Raw genomic sequence first — 20105 nt, forward strand, 5'->3', positions numbered from 1 at the left:
AATTATGCTTTATCAATTACTAAATTTGCTTTTCTAAAATTGATATTATTTCAACTGCTTTATCATAATCTTGTTGAATGGTCACAGTTGTTGATGGCGCATATCTTGCCAATTCGCAATTTTCTGTCAAAGATATAAAATTACTTACCGATTCTGGACTGGCATTTCTAGACAATAAGATTTCGGTTATTTTATCTTTACTCATTTCCGAAGTTTCGATATGTAATTTTGCTTTCAAGAAGTTGTGCATGGCTTTTTCTAAAGCAATATAAAAAGGTTCTTTGTTTGCAATTTGTTTTTTAGCTTCCGATAAATATTTTTTTGCTAATTTGTTAGATAATTTAATTCTGTTTCCAACAATATCACTATCTATCGCTTCTTTTTTCTTTCGAATTACCATTATAATTGGAATTAATAAAAACGGTAAGAACAACAATCCATAAAACAATCCGGAATCTAAAAAGTCAGTATTTTTAACATCCGACAAAACTGTTTTTAATTTTATAAATCCAAAAGTAGCATTCGAAGCAATTTTTGTTTTATTTATATTATTACTTACAACAGCATTGCTATTTGCTGCTGTAGGACCATCAAGAACTTCTATATTTATTTCTTTAGAAGTAATTGTTTTGTAAGTTTTAGTTACTAAATCAAAATAAGAAAAAGTAAGTGGCTGTATAGGATAATTGCCTTTATATTGTGGAATTATAGTGTATAAATCCGAAATACTTCCTGCCATTCCAGTAAGTGGTGTCGTTACATTTTCTTTATGTACAGGATCATACATTTCTAATGAACTTGGCACAATAGGTTTAGTTAAAGTAAATAACTTTAGATTCCCTTTCCCAGAAACTACTACGTTCAAATCGAGAGATTCTCCGTTTTTTAATCTCGTTTTCGACGGGATGACTTTAAAATCAAAACTTCCAACTGCTCCGGTAAACCCTTCTGGTTTTTCTGCTTCTGGCAATGGTTTAACATTAATAACTTTGGCACCAGCCGATATTTTCTTATTTGAAGTAGTCATAATAGGCCTTCCAAAAAAGTCAACTTCATTTGATGGAACTTCAACCTCAACATCTAAAGTTAATGGTTCAATTTCTAGTTTTCCTGATTTTTGTGGATAAAGAACTGTTTTCCTAAGAATAGCATATCGATAATCTTCTCCTTTAAACTTTCCTTGCTGAATTTGAAGTTGTTTTACATCGATATTCTGACTCCAAAAATTATTATATTTTGGATTGTCTGTTACTTGCCAACCGCCTACTGCCGACCTGTTGCTGACATATATTTTGTAAACCACCGTGATTGGTTCGTTTAAATACGGGTTTGGATTAGAAATTTCTGCAACTAATTGTACACCACTTTTTCCGGCATAAGCCTGAGGTTGCTGTTGTTGCTGATAATATGGATTATAAGGATCCCTTTCTTCGGCAACTGCATTTCCAACTGTGATTTTAATTGGATTGGTTTTATAAACCTGTCCGTTTATTTCGATAGAAGCTGGTTTGATTATAAAAGTTCCTTTTTTTGTAGGTGATAAATAATACGAATATGTTTTTTCGAATGATTTTCGACCATTAACCCAAAGATAGCTTGTTGATTGGTTTGGACCTCCTATGATTTTAAACCCTTCAAATGCTGGTTCACTAAAATTATCACCATCATCGTTCATCACAAAATCGATGCGAAGACGTTCGTTGATACCCAATGAATTTTTGCTGACTTGTGCTACAAATTGCACTTGGGCAAAAATCCCTTGACAGGTTAATAATAATATAAATAGGTGTTTTTTCATTTTTTATTTAATCGTTTAACAGATTTTGGGCTAAATCTACCAATCTTTATCGGTTTCGACAGGTTTACCTTTTACTTTTTTTCCGTTTACTTTTTCTTGTGTTTTCTTCTCTTCATTATTCACAGCATCCAACAAATTTTTCATTCTTTCTTGATTTGCACCACCTTGTTGTGGTTTTGGTTGCTCATTTTGTTTGTCGTCTTTAGGTTTTCCTTTATCATCTTTCTTATCGTCTCCTTCTTTTGGCTTGTCTTTTTTATCGTCTTTTGGTTCGTCCTTTTTATCTTTGTCTTTATCTTTTTTATCATCCTTCTTCTTGTCGTCTTTTTTAGGAGGATTGTCTTTTAGCATTTTTTTAGCTAGAGCATAATTATACCTTGTTTGCTCATCTTTTGGATTATTCCTAAGCGCATTTTTATAAGCATCCACTGCTTTTGAATAATCTTTTTCTTTCATAAAAACATTACCAATATTATGAAAAGCACTAAATTTTTGTTGCTTTCCTTTTGCGTTTTCTATCGCTTTTGAATAAGCATATTTCGCTTCTGTTGGTTGATTTTGTTTATAAATCGCATTCCCTAAATTATAAGAAGCTGTAGCTCTTTTTTCATTATTTGCTTTAGAAATTCTATAATTTGACTCTGCCAAAGCATACTCTTTTTTTATATAATTTTCATTAGCTTGTGGCAAATCGAAATCTTTTTTCTGTGAAAATATTGATATAGAAAAAAACAACATCAATATTAAAATGATATTTTTCATATTAATCTTTCTTTTTCTCGTTAAATAAATTCAATTTTTGTACCCATTTTGTTTTTCTTTCCAATAAAAAAACGTCTAATAATAACAAGAAAAATCCAATCCCTAAAAACCATTGAAATTGTGCTTGAAAACTAGCTACTTCTGTAGCATCAAATTCGGTTTTCTCAATATTATTGAGTGATTTTTTGATAAAACTTACTGCTTCTTTTGTATTGTTCCCATTTATATAGCCTCCTTTTGCTGCTTTTGCAATAGCTTCTAATGCTTCTGGACGCAATTTAGTAACTACAACCTCACCTGTACTTTTGTCCCTATGAAAACTTTCTATCACACCATTCTTCTTGTTTGGAATTGGTCCACCAGCTGTTGTTCCAACTCCAATAGTAATGATTTTCATTCCGATTTTTTTAGCTTCTTCGGCTGCACTTTCTGCTCCTTCAGAATGGTCTTCACCATCGGTAATCATAATCATTAATTTGCTTGTGTTTGGACTTCCTTCAAAATATTTTCCTGAAAGTTTTATAGCTTCATCAAGATTACTTCCTTGCGAAGAGACCATATCTGGAGTCATGCTTTGCAAGAACATTTTAGCCACATTATAATCGGTGGTGATAGGTAAAACTGGAAACGCACTTCCTGCGTAAGCAATAATTCCTATGCGATCGCTTCCTAAATTATTGATAATTTGAGAGACAACTTGCTTACTCTTTTCTAATCGGTTTGGCGCGATGTCTTCGCAAAGCATACTTTTAGAAACATCGATTGCAAAAACAATATCTATTCCTTCTCGTTTTACTTTTTCAACTTTAGTTCCAATTTTTGGATTAACCAATCCTAAAATAAGCATTGATATTCCTAATAAAAGAACACCAAACTTTAACGCAGGTTTGAAATTTGATTTCTCTGGACTTAATTTTTTTACTAATTCTAAATCGCCAAATTCTCTTTGTTTTTTTCTTTTCCAGAATTCAACATATAAGAAAATTGCTGCCAAAATGGGCAGTAGGAATAATAAGTATAAATATTTTGATTCGTCTAATTCGTACATTTTCTTTTATATAAAACTTCTAAAAATAGTATTTCGTAATATAATTTCTATTAATAATAACAAACCAGCAAGCCAAACTAATGGTCTGTATTTCTCATCATAATTAACAAATTTCAAATCTTCAATTTCAGTTTTTTCTAATTTATTTATTTCATTATAAATACTTTCTAAACTAGAATTGCTTTGTGCTCTAAAATATTTTCCTCCTGTTTTTTTAGCAATATCTTTCATGAGTTGCTCATCTATTTCTACAGGTAACATCTTATACAAAAATCCACCATTTGGTGCTATTGCATAAGGAAAAAGTGCATTCCCATTTGTTCCAATTCCAATTGTATATACTTTAATACCAAATTCTGTTGCAAACTCTGCAGCTGTAACTGGCTCTATAAATCCTGCATTATTAACCCCATCCGTCATCAATATAATAACTTTGCTTTTTGCTTTGCTATCTTTTAGACGATTTACAGCGGTTGCTAATCCCATCCCTATTCCTGTTCCGTCTTGCAAAACATTATCGTATTTGATTGTATTTATAGCATCTAACACAACAGCTTTGTCGCTTGTAACTGGAGTTTTTGTATAAGCTTCGGCCGTGTAAACTACAACTCCTATGCGATCGTTAGGGCGGGCTTCAACAAAACTAGCTGCTACTTCTTTTAGCGCTTCCATTCTGTTTGGCTTAAAATCTTTAGCAAGCATACTGCTCGAAAGGTCAATTGCCATGACAATATCGATACCATTCGTAGTATTTCTTTTATTGCTCACATCGACTGTTCTTGGTCTTGCCATTGCAACGATTAATGCGCTCAAAGCCAGTAATCGCATGGCAAATAATACTGATTTTAGTTTTGGTAGAACCGATTGTGATGTTTTAAAACCTTGCAATGAACTTATTTTTAATGTTGGTTTTTCTTCTTTTCGTTTAAAGAAATACCAACCCATAGCAAATGGAAGTAGTAAAAACAACCAAAAAAATCCTGGATTTAAAAAAGTGATATTGGTCATACTAATTTGTAATTTGTAATTCGACAGAATTCAACATTCGTTCTGAAATTTTTTCTGCATTTTCGTCACCTTCTTTGTGTGCAATCATAATTTGTTGCAATCCTCCAGATTGGCTAAATAAGAGGATTTCGTAATACATTTTATGCCCATTATTACTAAATGTTCCATAGCCTTTTATTCCTTTAATACCTTTATCGGTAGTAAATTCTTCTTGTTTTGCAATAATGTTTTGACAACCTTGAGATTCTAATGTTTGAATAGTTCCGTTGAGAGATTGTGTTAAATCTATTTGTGTTTCTTTTTTGAATTGAATGGTTGAAACAATAATATTAAATTCTCCGATTAAGCTTCCATAACCAAACATTTGCATGTCTTTTATAAGTGCCATTGCATCCTTTGGAATTGTTTTTTTAGTATCTAAACGCGTTAATACTTTTGGAGTTTCTATCATTACCGATGGATTTCCGTAATCACTTTTTATCCAATCACCTTCTAGCAATTCGGTGGTAGAATATCCTGAAAATCCGTTTATTACATAATCGAAACCTTTGGTTGTGATCGTATATGTTATTAAGAAAGCTATTATTCCGACTAATATACCCGCAAAAGTCATTCTTTTCTTTCTCTGTTCTTTTTTAAGTTTAATTTCTTGTTGTAGCAATTCCCATTTTTTACTATTTTCATCGACTACAACTGGAATCGATTTGTCAAGTATTACAATAGTTTTTTCGATTCGTTCTCTATCATCGGCAATTTCGAAATCTAAGGGTTTCACTTTGGCAAATTTCACCAAATCGGCTTGTTTTAATATTTTTTCTAAACCCAAAAGCGTTTCCTTAGAGAGTTTCATCTTTTTCTTGGCCGATGCTGCTCTAAGTGCTAGAATAAGTTCGGAAGTGGTGCTTTCTTTTGCAGGAATTTCAATTGCTTCTTCGATATAATCACGAGCAATATCTGTGAGTTCCGAATAATATTCTTTGATTTCGCCTTTGGCAAGCAATTCTTTTTTCTCTAGCAATTGTAATAAACTCGTTGCCTTTTCGATAGGAGAATTATATACAATCGCTTTTTCAGGTACTTTTCGGTATTTTTTGTAAAGGAAATAGCCTAAAAATCCTAAACCTAAAAATAATATAAATCCTAAAAGATATTTCCACCAATCCCCTGTTGGTTTTTCGACCAAAATAATAGGTTTGATATCGTACATTTTTTGTTTTAATGTATCTACTTTTACATTAAAAACTTCCACTTTTATACTATCTGAAAAAACTGGAATTCTATCTATTAAAACTGGAATTCTAGGAATTACATATCTTCCAGAATCGAATTGTGTTAAACCATATTTTTTAATGAGCTCGAATTTATCGTTTTCTTTGATAGTATCTATTGGATAAGATTCGATAATTTCTAAACTTCCAAAGTTTTTAGCCGTTGGAAATATAACTTTCGAGGTTGGTTTTACTTTAGCTTTTAGTGTTAATGTAAATTGCGCACCAATCTTATTCTTAGTAGTATCGATAGATGTTTCGACTTTTTGAGCAAAAAGTGAAGTCGAAATAAGTAATAATATGTATAGTTTTAATTTCATTTTAATTTTTTTTGAACCGCAAGGGGCGCAAAGTTTTCACTTCATTTTAGCTTAGAAGCGCAAAGGGCGCAAAGCTTTGCGAACCTTGCGAAAAACCTTGTGTGCTTTGCGGTTAAACTATCTCGATTTAAAATATCCTAACAATTTTGTAACATAACTTTCGTCAACCCTTGTGCTTACAGTTCCTGAACCGCATTTTGAGAATATGTCTTTAAAATAACTTACTTTTTCGTTATAATACTTTTCATATTCAAAACGTACATTTTTAGAGTTTGTGTTTATCCATTGTGTTTCACCTGTTTCGGCGTCTTGCATGGCAACCAACCCTATATTTGTCATTTTTTCTTCACGAACATCATATACACGAACACCCGTGATATCGTGCTTTTTTCCAGCTATTTTTAATGTTTTTTCGTAATCATCATCTGTAATAAAATCGGAAATCATAAAAACTATGGCTTTCTTTTTTTGTGTTCCAGACAAGAATTTTAATGCTTGCGAAATGTCTGTTTTATTACTCTTCGGTTTAAACTCTATTAGTTCACGGATGATTCTGAGCACGTGTGATTTTCCTTTTTTAGGAGGAATATACAACTCAATTTCATCTGTAAATAAAATCAATCCTATTTTGTCGTTATTTTGAGTAGCAGAAAACGCCATAGTTGCAGCAATTTCAGTTACTATTTCACTTTTGAGTTGGTTTTTAGTTCCAAAGCTTTCTGAACCAGAAATATCCACCATAAGCATCATCGTGAGTTCTCGTTCTTCTTCAAAAACCTTTACATGTGCTTCGTTATATCTTGCCGTCACATTCCAATCGATGGCACGAATATCATCACCGTATTGATATTGTCTCACTTCCGAAAAAGCCATTCCTCGTCCTTTGAAAGATGTATGATATTCGCCCGAAAAGATATGATCGCTCAATCTTCGGGTTTTAATTTCTATTTTTCTAACTTTTTTTAAGAGTTCTTTTGTATCCATTTTTTAAAGGCAATATTGTTAAAGAATTTTGCTTTATTGCTTTTAAGGAACTTCTATCTCGTTTACGATTTTATTGATAATATCGACTGAAGTCACATTTTCGGCTTCAGCTTCATAAGTGATTCCAATTCTGTGGCGTAATACATCATGAACAACAGCACGAATATCTTCTGGGATAACATAACCACGACGTTTGATAAAAGCATAGCATTTTGCAGCATTCGCCAAATTTATACTTCCACGAGGCGATGCTCCGAAACCAATAAGTGGTTTTAAGCTTTCTAATTTATATTTTTCTGGATAACGTGTGGCAAAAATAATATCGAGAATATATTTTTCGATTTTTTCGTCCATATAAACCTCACGAACTGCTTCTTGCGCACGAACAATTTGTTCGACTGAAACAACTGGGTTCACTTTTTGGAAGCCACCATTTAGATTTTGACGAATTACCATTCGTTCGTCTTCCATTTTAGGATAATCGATAACTGTTTTAAGCATAAAACGATCGACTTGCGCTTCTGGCAAAGGATAAGTCCCTTCCTGTTCGATTGGATTTTGTGTTGCAAGCACTAAAAATGGTCTGTCTAGCTTAAAAGTAGTATCGCCAATAGTTACTTGTTTTTCTTGCATGGCTTCTAAAAGTGCAGATTGTACTTTAGCTGGCGCACGATTTATCTCATCGGCAAGAACAAAATTAGCAAAAATTGGTCCTTTTTTTATTGAAAATTCATTTGCTTTAATATTGTAAATCATGGTTCCCACAACATCAGCAGGTAATAAATCTGGAGTAAACTGAATACGACTGAAAGAACCTTGAATAGCTTGCGATAATGTATTTATGGCTAGAGTTTTTGCTAAACCTGGAACACCTTCAAGCAAAATATGTCCTTGTCCTAAAAGACCGATAAGCAAACGCTCAATCATGTGTTTTTGTCCCACAATTACTTTGTTCATTTCCATGGTGAGAAGGTCTATAAAAGCACTTTCTCTTTCAATTTTTTCATTAATCGCTCTAATGTCTAAAGTCGTTGTATTTTCTTCCATTTTTATTTTTTTAAAGCTGTGAATTTAAACTGTATTTTATTATGGTGCAAATTGAATTTTTTTTTATAAGTAAGATGTTAAAAAATGGTTAAAAATTCTTTTAAACCTACTATTTTAAGGATGATTTATGATAGTATTTGCCTATTTTTAAGATTTTAAATTTAAAACTACTAAAAATGAACTTTTCTAGAATAATTGCAGGAACCATGACTTGGGGAATTTGGGGCGAAAATTACAATACAAACCAAATGGTTAAAATGCTAAATTGTTGTCTAGAAAACAACATTACAACTTTTGATCATGCTGATATTTACGGTAGTTATACCACGGAAGCTAGTTTTGGTAAAGCCTTTGGTGAAAGCCAAATAAAGCGAGAAAAAATTCAATTGATATCGAAATGTGGTATCGAACATACAGAAGGGAGAAATAATAAAATTAAACACTATAATTATTCGAAAAACTACGTTATTTGGTCGGTCGAAAATTCATTAAAAAATTTGCAAACTGATTATTTAGATGCACTTTTATTACACAGACCAAGTCCGTTGATGCAAGCAGATGAAATTGCCGAAGCGATTGGAAAACTAAAAAAGGAAGGAAAAATTAAAGCTTTTGGCGTTTCGAACTTTTCGCCCATGCAAACCGAGCTTATAAACCAAAAAACAAAAGTTGAATATAACCAAATTCAATTTTCGGCAACTCATCTAGAATCGATGCTTGACGGAAGTTTAGATTACATGCAATTGCATAATATTATACCAATGTCTTGGAATCCTTTGGGGAATATTTTTAAAGAAAAAAATGAAAAAACGATACGGTTACATATACTTTTAGATCAATTAGAAATTAAATATAATGTAACTAAAGACGTCTTGCTTTTGTCTTGGATTATGCAACATCCGGCTGGTATCTTGCCAGTTATTGGCACAACAAATTCAGAAAGAATTAAAAACAGTACTAAAGCAATTTCTACAAAATTAGAACTAGAAGATTGGTTTGCTATTTGGACCGAAAGCGTTGGTCATAAAGTGCCTTAAATTTTTAGAAAAATGATAAACAAACGACTTCTTATTAAGAATTTACTAGCTCACAACGATGAGTGCAGTTTTTATGACAAGAAGCGTCAGTTAAACTTGCATTCTAGAGAAGGTAAAGCCAAGTTTTTGAAACATATTTGTGCGTTGTCTAACTCGAATCCTACGAATAATTCGTACATTGTTGTTGGGGTTGAAGATGCTGATAATGAAATTGTTGGAGATGATTTTTTTGATGATAGTAGAATTCAGAATTTGGTAAATGCTTTTCTAGAAAATCCTCCCAAAATTCAGTACGAAAATGTTCCGTTTCCCAATCTCCCAAAAGATAAAGTTATAGGATTAGTGACTATAAAGCCTAATAATAAAGTATCGTTTTTTAAGAAAGGTATTCATACTATTGTTGCTAATTCTATTTTTAAACGAGTAGGCAGCAACACAATCCCTACCGAAGATAAAATTCCCTTTTCCAAACAAAATGTAGAAACTGTAATTAGCATCGAAAATAATTCACGAAACAGCATCGCTCATACTTTAGATGGTGTTTTAGATTTTATAAATTTTCGCCATAAAGATATGGTTTCTGAATATAAAGTTTTTAAAGAACTGTTTGTAGTTTGTTGGGCAGGAAATAAGAAAAAAATTAGAGAAAATATTTATTTTACCCGTGTTGATATAGAATTAATAAATGAACAGATTAAACTCTTTTACTCAGCACAAGATGAAGTTTTGATAGAGTATACTGAGAACTATTTTGCAATTACAGAGTACATTTCATTAGGATTAAATGACAAAACAAGTTATTATCCTTTAGAAAAAGTAATGATTACATTTTTTGATAATGGTTATTATAAAATAGAAAATAAAATGTTGTTTGAGCCACCTGAATTTAGCAAAAAAATGCTACATCACATTTATAATTCAAACTTATCTTTGATTTCAAAAATGGATAAAGGTTTTACCTTAACAGAAAGAGAAAATAAAGATCTTGAGAATTTGCCATCAACACTTATGATATGCTACTTAAATGGATTTGATAATGCCAAGCAAAAATTAATTGATGCCAAGCATTTATTAAAACCTTATTCTCAAATATATTTAAGTTTTAAAGAAGCATTGCGCGTTCTAAGAAAAATGAAATATAATGGCCCTGATTCTAATTATAGTCATTAAAATTATCCAAAAAATAATCTAAATCATATATGCTTCTTATTGTGTGATAAAGCATTAGAAACCATAGAACAAGAATTCCAAAAAGGTTAAAAACAATTGAAACACCCATTTTTTTATCATTTATAACATAATATCCTTCTTTAAAAGATAATGAAATATTTTGAAAACCTGGCTGTTTTATAAGATCAAGTAAATACCCAACTGATATAACCGCATTTAGAACTAACATCACAAATACAGCAAGAGCAAATGTTGTAATAAACAAACTATATCTAGTTTGTTTATCTAAATTTTGTAAGTTTCTTATCATAGCTAAAATTTTTAATAAGAATTGTCTATTCCTTTAGAAAAAAATTCTAAATAGAATAGACAATCTTGAGGTTAGTAAGATATTGGGGCTATCTATCTATATATAAGCCAAAATTATTTCTTTTTAGCGAATGCGTTTTACGGTTTTTCCGTACATTTTGTTAAAAATTTTGAATTAGGGGGAAATAACAAATAATAGAAGAAAAATATATTATTTGTTTTGTATTAAAAAATGAAATTAAACCAAGCCTAAAGTTTTAGCTTCTCTAATTATATCTTCATCATTACCACCGTTTTTAATACAGAAATAATCACGTATTTGAACTTTTCTTTTCTCTATAGCGCTTAATGATAAGTTTAGATGATTGGGAAGGTTTTTAGTTTTTATACCTTGTGCTAACAAGGAAATAATTTGTCTATTTTGTTGATCTAAAACACTCGATTTAGAGAGTATTTCTTTCAAATTCTGGTTTACAGTTATACTATGATAAGTCTCACCACCCATTATCTTATTAAAAGCAAACAGTAATTCTTCAGCACTAAAATCACTTTTTACTAATAATCCGTTGGGGTCTACTTTTCTAATTAGATCGTATAACAAAATTGCTTCTGTATGTGAGGTTAGCATCACTATTTTAGCATCTGGCAAATAATTCTTTATCAATAAGGCTAAATCTTGACCCGATGTAATATTCATTTGCTCATAAGGAGGTAAACTAAAATCTAAAAAAATCAAATCAAAATAAACTTTACTAGATTCATTTTCATTTGTAATTATTTTATAGGCACTTTCGCAATTATAAGCTGAAGTGGTTTCAATTTCTAACCCTAAATCATTATATGACAAAATAATTTTATACCCTTCAATCATTGAAGGGTGATCATCGACCATTAGAATTTTTAATTTTTTTTGCATAAATTTACTAACTTCTTTAATAAAGTTTATATGGGAATAACCAAGCTAATTTGCGTTCCTTTTCCAACGTTTGATTTAATTTCTAATGTTCCGTGAATCATTGTTGTTCTTGATTGAATATTTTTTAGCCCGATTCCTGATTTTGCTTTTTTTACATTAAAACCAATTCCGTCATCACTTATTTTTACATGGATACTATTGTCATGTTTAGTTATTTCGGCAATAACAAGATTGGCCTTTGCATATTTGCGAATGTTTTGCAATGCTTCTTGAAATATCCTATATAAATTCATTTTTGTTGATGCTTCTACCATTTCCCAATTTATATTGTTCTCTATCTCGATGTGCCCATTTACTTGTAAAGTGGTTTTTAGATCATCAAATAAAGCGGTTACAATTGTTTTAAAACTATCTTTTGCGGCAAAAACGTCTTTATTTAAATCATGTGAGATGGCTCTTATTTCTTTTTCGATATTTTGAATCTCTGCAATATGCAAAAGGCATTTTTTTATAGTTTCTTCATCAGTTTTTTTGCTAAGAATAAACAAATTTAGTCTTGTACTAGTTAGTTTACTCATAATTCCATCGTGCAATTCTTGTGCAATACGCTTTTTTTCATTTTGCCTTCCTTCATCAATTCGACCCTGTTGTTCTAACATTAATTGATAAATTTCACCATTTGCTTTTTGTTGTTCTTGCTCAAATTGTAGTTCTTTATTTTTAGAATGTTGACGTTTTGTGAGATACAACAAAGCAATAATTAATATAAAAAATAAGCTAAAACCAAGAATTACCCATCTTTGAGATGAAATTTTATCTTTCTCTGCTTCAATGTTTTTTTTCTGATCTAAAATCTCATCAGTTTCAAACTCAATTCGTGCAAATTTATTGCGTGTAGCACGTTCGTTATTCTGAAGACTATCTGTTAGTTTTATGAATCGATTATTATAATAAGAATCATTTTTAGGGTCAATTTTAGCAAGTAAATCTAGTGATCTTAATTCGTCTTCAAATATTTTGTTATTATGAGCTAGTATTTTTGCTTGTGTACTAAATAATAGAGCCTTTACAGTGTCTTTTTTTGCAAAATAATATTCTGAAAGATTAATTTTACTAGAAACTATTCCTGGAATATTATTTTGGGTATTTCTAATTTTTAATGCTTCATATAGTAACGAAAACCCAGATTTATCATTTAATTTAAACTTAGAATACCCTAAATTATTAACTAAATTTGCAAATAACAACGGCTCCTTAGCACGAGAATCTGAAATGTCTAATGCTTTTTCAAAATAATAAATTGCTTCATTATGATTATTTTCTTTCTGGCAAACCCTTCCTAAATAATTATATGTCTGCGCTTTGAGCGATAAGTAATGTGAATCTTTTTTTAATTGATTTGTAACTTCATCTGCTTTGTTATAATAAATCAAAGCTTGTTTTGTATTGTTACTCCCTTCAAGTGCGTTTCCCAAGGCAATATAACATTCATATAATAATCTAAAATCTTTTTTATTTTTTATAGTTTTTAATATATTTACTACAGCTGTTTCACAACCTGAAAAATCTTTTTCATAAAACAAAATATTAGCTTTATAAAGCCTAAGTCTATCTATGTCTTCATTATTTTTTATATGCAAATACATTTTTTCGGCCTTACTATAATAATAATAAGCACTGTCATTAATGAATTTCCCATAATGATAGTCTCCAATATATTGCAATGCTTTTGCGATACCAAGAGAGTCGTTACTTTCTTTGGATAGAATATAAACTTTCCTAGAGATATTTATATATCTTTCACTTTCGTTAAGATTATAATGTCTTCCCGCAAGTTTAAAATAATAACTTCTGGTTAGTGAATCATTTATTCTGTTACTTAAAATAAATGAAACTTGATCCGCATACTTATCCCTTTGTATCTTATCTAGTTTATAATTATATGATCTAGATAATAATGTATCTATATTATCATCATTTAAACTCAATAACCGACCACTTTCTTTCTGATTACAATTTAACAGAAGGAAACTAAACAAGACTGTAAAAATTATTTTTTTCAAACTAGATAATCAATATTAATAAATAAAATCAAATTTACTCTTTTTAGAATTTACTATAAAGACTTATCATAGTTATCTTTTACTAATTACATCGGTTTTGGCATTGGCATTGGTGGATCAATATCGGTTGTTGTATTTAATGTTGTTACCTGATTATTATTATTTTCTAGAACATCCTCTACGTTACATGATGCAAATGTTAGTAATAAAGTAACAACTGCTAATGAATAAATGATTGTTTTCATAATTTTACGGGATTTAATTAATAACTTAATTTGTTAAATGTTTTCTTCACAAGAAAAACTCTCTTTTTAGCTTTATAATTTTAACCAAAATTATAACCTCTATAAAAATATATTTTACGGTTTTTCCACACATTTTGTTAAAATTTTTTAAACCACAAAAGCAATTACTAAAATATTTTATGCTTATTCGCAACTCTTATTTAGGGATGAGAACAATAGAAAGAAAGTTTATATAATAAATAGAAAGAAAAAATAATGATGTTACTTTTCCTTTCTATTCATTATGTAAACAATTAGAGAATCTCCATAAATAATTAGACTTTTCTCTTCGACAGTAACATTAATTATTGTGTAATCGTTTAGTAGAGATAAAGAAAATCTATGTGGTATAAATTATAAAGGAGGATTTATTATTATTTTGGTTTATTAATTAGTTTCAAATAAGAGGAAGAAAAAATGAAATATAATTTATGAATCACATTTTAAAATGCTTGTTTATTTATCTTCCTAAATAGACAAATAAATTACTTACAACATAGTAGATTTATTAGCAATAGCCGATAAAGTTGTTAAAATTCTTCCATCTAAAAGACACCATCCTTCGTGATCTGTAGCCTGAAAACCATTCTTTACATCACCAATATCATTTACTTTAAAACTAATCCATGTAAAACCATCACTACAATAAATTGCTGGAAATACAATATTACTTCCACTTCCAGCCGTTGCTGCATTATAAACAACTATTCCCGCAACAAAAGCACACAAAGAACTAGCGAGATTTGTTGATGATAACGCAACACGAGGTAATAAAACACCTTTATTTGTGCTTAATGCATCAAGAATTGAATCTGAATTTGGCGTCATAGTTTCTATTCCTAACTGTGACATAACAACCGAGCCCGACAATAAAATAGAAAGAAGTAGATTTTTTTTCATTTTTTTTTATTTTTTAGATGCTGGTAATAATTCTTATATATGTAAAAAATAATTCTCTTTATTTTTTATAGTATTTGATTAAAACTATTTTTTTAAATAAAAAATTTTATTTTTAGCATTATAATTCCTACTAAATTAAAATCTATATAGAAATATATTTTACGGTTTTCCCGCACATTTTGTTAAAATTTTAATTAAACAAAACATATTTAAGACCTATTTTTTATGTAAATTCACGCCTACAATATTCAGGAATGAGAACATTAATAATAGGCGATATACACGGAGGACTTCGAGCTTTAAAACAAATTTTAGAAAGAAGTAAAACCACAGGAAATGATTTATTAATTTTTCTAGGTGATTATGTAGATGGCTGGAGCGAATCACCACAAGTTTTAGATTTCCTAATTGAATTAAAAAAAACAAACAACTGTATTTTCATGCGTGGAAATCATGATGAGTTATTATGTGAATGGCTCATAGATAGTAAAGATAATCCCATGTGGTACAAAAACGGAGGAAAATCTTCCATTTTAGCATATCAACTTGTTTCAAGTGAAAGGAGACAAAAACATATTGAATTCCTAAAATCGTTACAAAACTATTATTTAGATTCTCACAATCGATTATTTCTTCATGCTGGATTTACAAATATGAATGGTGTAGATTCAGAATATTTCCCAAAACTATTATACTGGGACAGAACGTTATGGGAAACAGCATTAGCATTAAACGAGAATTTTGAAACTACCCATAAATTTTACCCTAGACGATTTACATTGTATAAAGAAATATACATAGGTCATACACCTGTTACTAGAATTGGGAAACTTATCCCTGTTCAAAAAGCCAATATTTGGAATGTAGATACTGGAGCAGCTTTTAATGGCCCGCTAACTATTATGGATATTGACACTAAAGAATTCTGGCAAAGTGATTCATTACCTTCCTTATATCCAAACGAAAAAGGCAGGAATTAGATAGAACTTATTATATTTGCCAATATTATTTAAAATTTATAATTAAGATGAAGAAAGTTATTACATTATTACTTGTTATTTCAGCAAGTATTGCAAATGCACAAGCTTACAAAGGAAAAGGAGATATTAAAGCCCAAGTTGGGGCAAATATCCAAAGTGGTGGAACAGGAATTGTTGTTTCTGCAGATTTTGGTGTTGGCGAAAACATGTCTGTTGGTTTTTCTACAAATTACTTATTGTCTGCAAAAAACACCTATTTATCATATAACACGACAACATTAGTATTTGAAGAAAACAAACCAAAATTTACAGACAGAATCGATGCAAAAGCTCGTTTTAATATAAATTTAGGAAATGTTATTGGTCTTGACGAAAAAATGGACATATATCCTGGATTAGATTTAGGTGTAAGAAATTTTGGTGCACATACAGGATTTCGTTATTTCTTTACTGATGGCTTTGGAGTTTTTGGCGAAGCTGGAATTCCTATTGCAAAATATAGCAAAAATGATGATGGATTTAAGTATTACAACAACCAATTTACATTTAATGTAGGTGTTTCTTTTAATTTATAATAAATTTAAAAACAATAATAGCCATTAATTTACACATTAAACAGTTGCAAATTAATAGTTTTTCATAAAAAAATCAATATGACTCCAATAGAAAAAAAATTATACGAAAGAAGCGATTCAAAATGTGAATTATGTGGTTCTAACGATGATTTAAGAATACATTTAACAAAAGAAGAAGCTATATCGGTAGACAATTCGGTATTGGTATGTACTGTTTGTAAAAATCAAATAGAAAATACCACAACAACTGATCCTAATCATTGGAGATGTCTTAGCGATAGTATGTGGAATGAAAACAAACCAGTACAAGTTGTAGCTTGGAGAATGTTGAACAGATTGCGTCCAGAAGGTTGGCCTCAAGATTTGTTAGATATGATGTATCTTGATGATGAAACTTTAGTTTGGGCAGCTGCTACTGGCGAAGGAGAAGATGAAGAAGGTAAAATAGTTCATAAAGATGGTAATGGAAACATTCTGAAAGATGGAGATTCTGTTGTCTTAACAAAAGATTTAGATGTAAAAGGAGCTACTTTTACTGCAAAACGTGGAGCAGCTGTACATAACATTAAATTGGTTTGGGACAATGCTGACCAAATTGAAGGTCGTGTAGAAGGACAACACATCGTGATTTTGACACAATATGTTAAGAAAACGAAGTAATCAATTTACCACATAAGATCATTTAAGATCGAAAATAAAAAAGCGTTCAGTAATTGAACGCTTTTTCTTTATACTTAAAATTTATATTTTCTTATGTATTTTGAAATAAAACTACAAATCAAATTTAATTCCTTGTGCTAAAGGCAATTCATCCGAATAGTTAATAGTATTTGTTTGTCTTCTCATATATACTTTCCAAGCATCAGAACCAGACTCACGTCCTCCACCAGTTTCTTTTTCTCCACCAAAAGCACCACCAATTTCGGCACCTGATGTCCCAATGTTTACATTAGCGATACCACAATCTGAACCTGAAAAAGACAAGAATTTTTCCGCTTCTTTCAAGCTATTGGTCATAATTGCCGAAGATAATCCTTGAGCAACTCCGTTTTGCAATTCGATTGCAATTTCAACTTCACCACTATATTTCATTAAATATAAAATAGGAGCAAAAGTTTCGTGTTGTACAATTTTATAAGTGTTTTCAGCTTCAATAATGGCTGGTTTTACATAACATCCTGATTCGTAACCTACACCTTCTAAAACACCACCTTCAACTAATACTTTTCCACCTTCTGCTTTTGCAGATTCAATAGCAGCTAAATAAGTATTTACCGATTCTTTGTCGATTAATGGGCCAATATGATTTTTTTGATCTAAAGGATTACCAATTGTTAATTGCCCATAAGCACCAACGATAGCATCTCTTACTTTATCATAAACAGATTCATGAATAATTAATCTTCTTGTAGAAGTACATCTTTGTCCTGCAGTTCCCACAGCGCCAAATACAGCTCCTGGAACAACTACTTTTAAATCGGCAGTTGGTGTAATAATAATAGCATTATTTCCTCCTAATTCTAGTAAAGATTTACCAAAACGTTGTGCCACTGTCGAACCAACAATTCTTCCCATACGAGTTGAACCTGTTGCAGAAACTAATGGGATTCTCACATCAGTAGTCATCATTTCACCTACCTTGTAATCTCCATTTATAATACAAGATATACCTTCTGGTAAATTATTTTCTTTTAATATATCGGCAATGATATTTTGACAAGCAACAGAGCATAATGGTGCTTTTTCTGATGCTTTCCAAACACATACATCACCACATATCCAAGCTAAAGCGGTATTCCAAGCCCAAACGGCAACAGGAAAATTAAATGCTGAAATAATTCCAACAACACCAATAGAATGCCATTGTTCTCTCATGACGTGACTTGGACGCTCTGAAGGAATAGTTTGCCCGTTCAATTGACGAGAAAGACCCACTGCAAAATCACAGATATCGATCATTTCTTGAACTTCACCATAACCTTCTTGAAGAGATTTACCCATTTCGTAAGAAACTAACTTACCAAGTGGTTCTTTTAATTCTCTTAGTTTATTTCCAAACTGGCGAACAATTTCTCCTCTTTGTGGGGCAGGCATAGCTCTAAAGCTTTTAAATGCTTCTGTTGCGCTTTGCATTACTCTTTCGTAATCTGCAGCAGTAGTTGCTCTCACTTTTCCTATTAATTGACCATCTACTGGCGAATAACTTTCTAATAATTCACCATTTGAAAACCATTCACTTCCTGTTGAAGTTCCTTCATTTATTGCTTTTACACCTAACTGTGCTAATGCTTCGGTCATACCGAATTGTTGTGCTATTGTTGACATTATTTTCAAATTAATTTTTGCAAAGTTATAACTTTTTGTTTAATCGTGAGTTGGATAGGATTAATAAAAAATGCCTTAATTCATATTGTATGTATTAAGGCGTTTTAAGTAATTATATTCGTTAAGAAACTACATCTTCATCAACCAATTTTTAACTGAAACTTCATTGTTAATAATATCTCGTAATTCAGAAATCTTAACTCGATCTTGTTTCATAGTATCACGATGACGAATAGTTACCGTTTCGTCTTCTAATGTTTGATGATCTACCGTAATACAAAATGGTGTTCCAAGTGCATCTTGTCTTCTATAGCGTCTTCCAACTGCATCTTTCTCATCGTAAGCCACATTGAAATCCCATTTTAAATCTTCAATAATTTTTCTGGCAACTTCTGGCAAACCATCTCTTTTTATTAATGGTAAAACGGCAGCTTTTGTAGGGGCTAAAACTGATGGTAATTGTAAAACTGTTCTTGTTGAACCGTCTTCTAGCGTTTCTTCTTTTAATGAATTTGAAAAAACTGCCAAGAACATTCTGTCTAATCCAACTGAAGTTTCTACCACATATGGTGTATAATTTGAATTGGTTTCGGTATCAAAATATTGTAATTTTTTACCTGAAAACTTCTCATGCGCTTTTAGATCGAAATCGGTTCTAGAATGAATTCCTTCTAGTTCTTTGAATCCGAACGGGAAATTAAATTCAATATCCGCAGCAGCATTAGCATAATGTGCTAATTTTTCGTGGTCATGAAAACGGTAATTATCTTTTCCTAGACCAAGTGATAAATGCCAGTTTAAACGTGTAGTTTTCCAATATTCATAATACTTCATCTCTTCTCCTGGCTTTACAAAAAATTGCATTTCCATTTGTTCGAATTCACGCATTCTGAATATAAACTGACGTGCTACAATTTCGTTTCTAAATGCTTTTCCAGTTTGCGCAATTCCGAAAGGAATTTTCATTCGGCCTGATTTTTGAACATTTAGAAAGTTTACAAAAATACCTTGTGCTGTTTCGGGACGCAAATATAAATCCATCGCAGATTCTGCTGAGGCTCCAATTTTTGTTCCAAACATTAAGTTAAATTGTTTTACTTCTGTCCAATTTCTTGATCCAGAATCTGGGCATGCACTTTCTAATTCTTCAATTAGTGCTTTTACATCAGCCAAATTTTCAGTTTCTAATGAACGAGCCATTCTTGATAGAATTTCATTCTTTTTAGAAAGATATTCGACTACACGAGCATTTGTAGTTACAAATTCCTCACGATTAAAGCTTTCACCAAAGCGAATACTTGCTTTTTCGAT

19 protein-coding genes are annotated in these 20105 nt (G+C 30.9%); 5 read left to right on the plus strand and 14 right to left on the minus strand.

Annotated features, from left to right (window positions below; all coding sequences use genetic code 11):
* Window positions 1–19 precede the first annotated feature (19 nt).
* The 7 genes from ACKVOV_RS11725 to ACKVOV_RS11755 all read right to left on the minus strand — a co-directional run bounded on the left by ACKVOV_RS11725 (window position 20) and on the right by ACKVOV_RS11755 (window position 8235).
* Window positions 20–1798, minus strand: coding sequence for a BatD family protein (locus ACKVOV_RS11725; protein ID WP_409206942.1), 1779 nt, complete (start codon window positions 1796–1798; stop codon window positions 20–22).
* Between the two features lie 36 nt (window positions 1799–1834).
* Complete coding sequence (locus ACKVOV_RS11730; RefSeq protein ID WP_409206943.1) at window positions 1835–2560, minus strand: tetratricopeptide repeat protein; 726 nt, start codon at window positions 2558–2560, stop codon at window positions 1835–1837.
* A 1-nt stretch (window position 2561) separates the two neighbouring features.
* On the minus strand, window positions 2562–3608 hold the full coding sequence (locus tag ACKVOV_RS11735) for a VWA domain-containing protein (protein WP_409206944.1): 1047 nt from the start codon (window positions 3606–3608) through the stop codon (window positions 2562–2564).
* A gap of 6 nt (window positions 3609–3614) precedes the next feature.
* Entirely contained in the window at window positions 3615–4616 is a 1002-nt protein-coding gene (locus ACKVOV_RS11740; protein ID WP_409206945.1) for a vWA domain-containing protein, read from the minus strand.
* 1 nt (window position 4617) lies between these two features.
* Window positions 4618–6204, minus strand: a complete 1587-nt coding sequence (locus tag ACKVOV_RS11745) for a hypothetical protein (protein ID WP_409206946.1) — start codon at window positions 6202–6204, stop codon at window positions 4618–4620.
* A 117-nt stretch (window positions 6205–6321) separates the two neighbouring features.
* Window positions 6322–7188, minus strand: a complete 867-nt coding sequence (locus tag ACKVOV_RS11750; protein WP_409206947.1) for a DUF58 domain-containing protein — start codon at window positions 7186–7188, stop codon at window positions 6322–6324.
* Between the two features lie 42 nt (window positions 7189–7230).
* On the minus strand, window positions 7231–8235 hold the full coding sequence (locus ACKVOV_RS11755) for an AAA family ATPase (protein ID WP_409206948.1): 1005 nt from the start codon (window positions 8233–8235) through the stop codon (window positions 7231–7233).
* 176 nt (window positions 8236–8411) lie between these two features.
* On the opposite strand from ACKVOV_RS11755, the gene ACKVOV_RS11760 reads away from it, so the two are divergent.
* Together ACKVOV_RS11760 and ACKVOV_RS11765 are read left to right on the plus strand one after the other, a co-directional pair.
* The gene (locus ACKVOV_RS11760; RefSeq protein ID WP_409206949.1) at window positions 8412–9272 is read left to right on the plus strand and encodes an aldo/keto reductase family oxidoreductase; all 861 of its coding nucleotides are present in this window, start codon (window positions 8412–8414) and stop codon (window positions 9270–9272) included.
* Between the two features lie 12 nt (window positions 9273–9284).
* On the plus strand, window positions 9285–10442 hold the full coding sequence (locus ACKVOV_RS11765; RefSeq protein WP_409206950.1) for an ATP-binding protein: 1158 nt from the start codon (window positions 9285–9287) through the stop codon (window positions 10440–10442).
* Here ACKVOV_RS11765 and ACKVOV_RS11770 read toward each other — a convergent pair.
* The 5 genes from ACKVOV_RS11770 to ACKVOV_RS11790 all read right to left on the minus strand — a co-directional run bounded on the left by ACKVOV_RS11770 (window position 10426) and on the right by ACKVOV_RS11790 (window position 14914).
* Complete coding sequence (locus tag ACKVOV_RS11770; RefSeq protein WP_409206951.1) at window positions 10426–10752, minus strand: hypothetical protein; 327 nt, start codon at window positions 10750–10752, stop codon at window positions 10426–10428. The two genes, ACKVOV_RS11765 and ACKVOV_RS11770, sit on opposite strands and share 17 nt — an antisense overlap.
* A gap of 237 nt (window positions 10753–10989) precedes the next feature.
* Window positions 10990–11667: a response regulator gene (locus tag ACKVOV_RS11775; protein ID WP_409206952.1), complete on the minus strand. Its 678-nt coding sequence runs from the start codon at window positions 11665–11667 to the stop codon at window positions 10990–10992.
* A 26-nt stretch (window positions 11668–11693) separates the two neighbouring features.
* Window positions 11694–13730: an ATP-binding protein gene (locus tag ACKVOV_RS11780; RefSeq protein WP_409206953.1), complete on the minus strand. Its 2037-nt coding sequence runs from the start codon at window positions 13728–13730 to the stop codon at window positions 11694–11696.
* 86 nt (window positions 13731–13816) lie between these two features.
* Window positions 13817–13975 carry a hypothetical protein gene (locus ACKVOV_RS11785; RefSeq protein ID WP_409206954.1) on the minus strand — a complete coding sequence of 53 codons (159 nt, stop codon included), beginning with the start codon at window positions 13973–13975 and terminating at the stop codon, window positions 13817–13819.
* Between the two features lie 528 nt (window positions 13976–14503).
* Window positions 14504–14914, minus strand: coding sequence for a hypothetical protein (locus tag ACKVOV_RS11790; protein ID WP_409206955.1), 411 nt, complete (start codon window positions 14912–14914; stop codon window positions 14504–14506).
* A gap of 254 nt (window positions 14915–15168) precedes the next feature.
* Between ACKVOV_RS11790 and ACKVOV_RS11795 the strand changes: the two genes are divergently transcribed.
* From ACKVOV_RS11795 to ACKVOV_RS11805, 3 genes are all read left to right on the plus strand, one after another.
* Window positions 15169–15894: a metallophosphoesterase gene (locus tag ACKVOV_RS11795; protein ID WP_409206956.1), complete on the plus strand. Its 726-nt coding sequence runs from the start codon at window positions 15169–15171 to the stop codon at window positions 15892–15894.
* Between the two features lie 47 nt (window positions 15895–15941).
* Entirely contained in the window at window positions 15942–16469 is a 528-nt protein-coding gene (locus ACKVOV_RS11800) for a DUF6646 family protein (RefSeq protein ID WP_409206957.1), read from the plus strand.
* Window positions 16470–16547: 78 nt separating this feature from the next.
* A complete protein-coding gene (locus ACKVOV_RS11805) occupies window positions 16548–17129 on the plus strand; it encodes a PhnA domain-containing protein (protein ID WP_409206958.1) in 582 nt (193 codons plus the stop codon).
* A 111-nt stretch (window positions 17130–17240) separates the two neighbouring features.
* Here the strand turns inward: ACKVOV_RS11805 and ACKVOV_RS11810 are convergent, their stop codons facing one another.
* Both ACKVOV_RS11810 and ACKVOV_RS11815 read right to left on the minus strand, forming a co-directional pair.
* A complete protein-coding gene (locus ACKVOV_RS11810) occupies window positions 17241–18794 on the minus strand; it encodes an aldehyde dehydrogenase family protein (RefSeq protein ID WP_409206959.1) in 1554 nt (517 codons plus the stop codon).
* 129 nt (window positions 18795–18923) lie between these two features.
* Window positions 18924–20105 (minus strand): glycine--tRNA ligase (locus tag ACKVOV_RS11815; RefSeq protein WP_409206960.1); only part of this gene is annotated, 1182 nt, incomplete at its 5' end.

It is taken from the genome of Flavobacterium sp. (genome assembly GCF_046153165.1).
Taxonomy (GTDB): Bacteria; Bacteroidota; Bacteroidia; order Flavobacteriales; family Flavobacteriaceae; genus Flavobacterium.

Excerpts from the sequence above, each read along its gene's own strand:
- ACKVOV_RS11725 (WP_409206942.1), bottom strand. The coding sequence starts at position 1,798 with ATGAAAAAACACCTATTTATATTATTATTAACCTGTCAAGGGATTTTT.
- ACKVOV_RS11730 (WP_409206943.1), bottom strand. The coding sequence starts at position 2,560 with ATGAAAAATATCATTTTAATATTGATGTTGTTTTTTTCTATATCAATA.
- ACKVOV_RS11735 (WP_409206944.1), bottom strand. The coding sequence starts at position 3,608 with ATGTACGAATTAGACGAATCAAAATATTTATACTTATTATTCCTACTG.
- ACKVOV_RS11740 (WP_409206945.1), bottom strand. The coding sequence starts at position 4,616 with ATGACCAATATCACTTTTTTAAATCCAGGATTTTTTTGGTTGTTTTTA.
- ACKVOV_RS11745 (WP_409206946.1), bottom strand. The coding sequence starts at position 6,204 with ATGAAATTAAAACTATACATATTATTACTTATTTCGACTTCACTTTTT.
- ACKVOV_RS11750 (WP_409206947.1), bottom strand. The coding sequence starts at position 7,188 with ATGGATACAAAAGAACTCTTAAAAAAAGTTAGAAAAATAGAAATTAAA.
- ACKVOV_RS11755 (WP_409206948.1), bottom strand. The coding sequence starts at position 8,235 with ATGGAAGAAAATACAACGACTTTAGACATTAGAGCGATTAATGAAAAA.
- ACKVOV_RS11760 (WP_409206949.1), top strand. The coding sequence starts at position 8,412 with ATGAACTTTTCTAGAATAATTGCAGGAACCATGACTTGGGGAATTTGG.
- ACKVOV_RS11765 (WP_409206950.1), top strand. The coding sequence starts at position 9,285 with ATGATAAACAAACGACTTCTTATTAAGAATTTACTAGCTCACAACGAT.
- ACKVOV_RS11770 (WP_409206951.1), bottom strand. The coding sequence starts at position 10,752 with ATGATAAGAAACTTACAAAATTTAGATAAACAAACTAGATATAGTTTG.
- ACKVOV_RS11775 (WP_409206952.1), bottom strand. The coding sequence starts at position 11,667 with ATGCAAAAAAAATTAAAAATTCTAATGGTCGATGATCACCCTTCAATG.
- ACKVOV_RS11785 (WP_409206954.1), bottom strand. The coding sequence starts at position 13,975 with ATGAAAACAATCATTTATTCATTAGCAGTTGTTACTTTATTACTAACA.
- ACKVOV_RS11790 (WP_409206955.1), bottom strand. The coding sequence starts at position 14,914 with ATGAAAAAAAATCTACTTCTTTCTATTTTATTGTCGGGCTCGGTTGTT.
- ACKVOV_RS11795 (WP_409206956.1), top strand. The coding sequence starts at position 15,169 with ATGAGAACATTAATAATAGGCGATATACACGGAGGACTTCGAGCTTTA.
- ACKVOV_RS11800 (WP_409206957.1), top strand. The coding sequence starts at position 15,942 with ATGAAGAAAGTTATTACATTATTACTTGTTATTTCAGCAAGTATTGCA.
- ACKVOV_RS11805 (WP_409206958.1), top strand. The coding sequence starts at position 16,548 with ATGACTCCAATAGAAAAAAAATTATACGAAAGAAGCGATTCAAAATGT.
- ACKVOV_RS11810 (WP_409206959.1), bottom strand. The coding sequence starts at position 18,794 with ATGTCAACAATAGCACAACAATTCGGTATGACCGAAGCATTAGCACAG.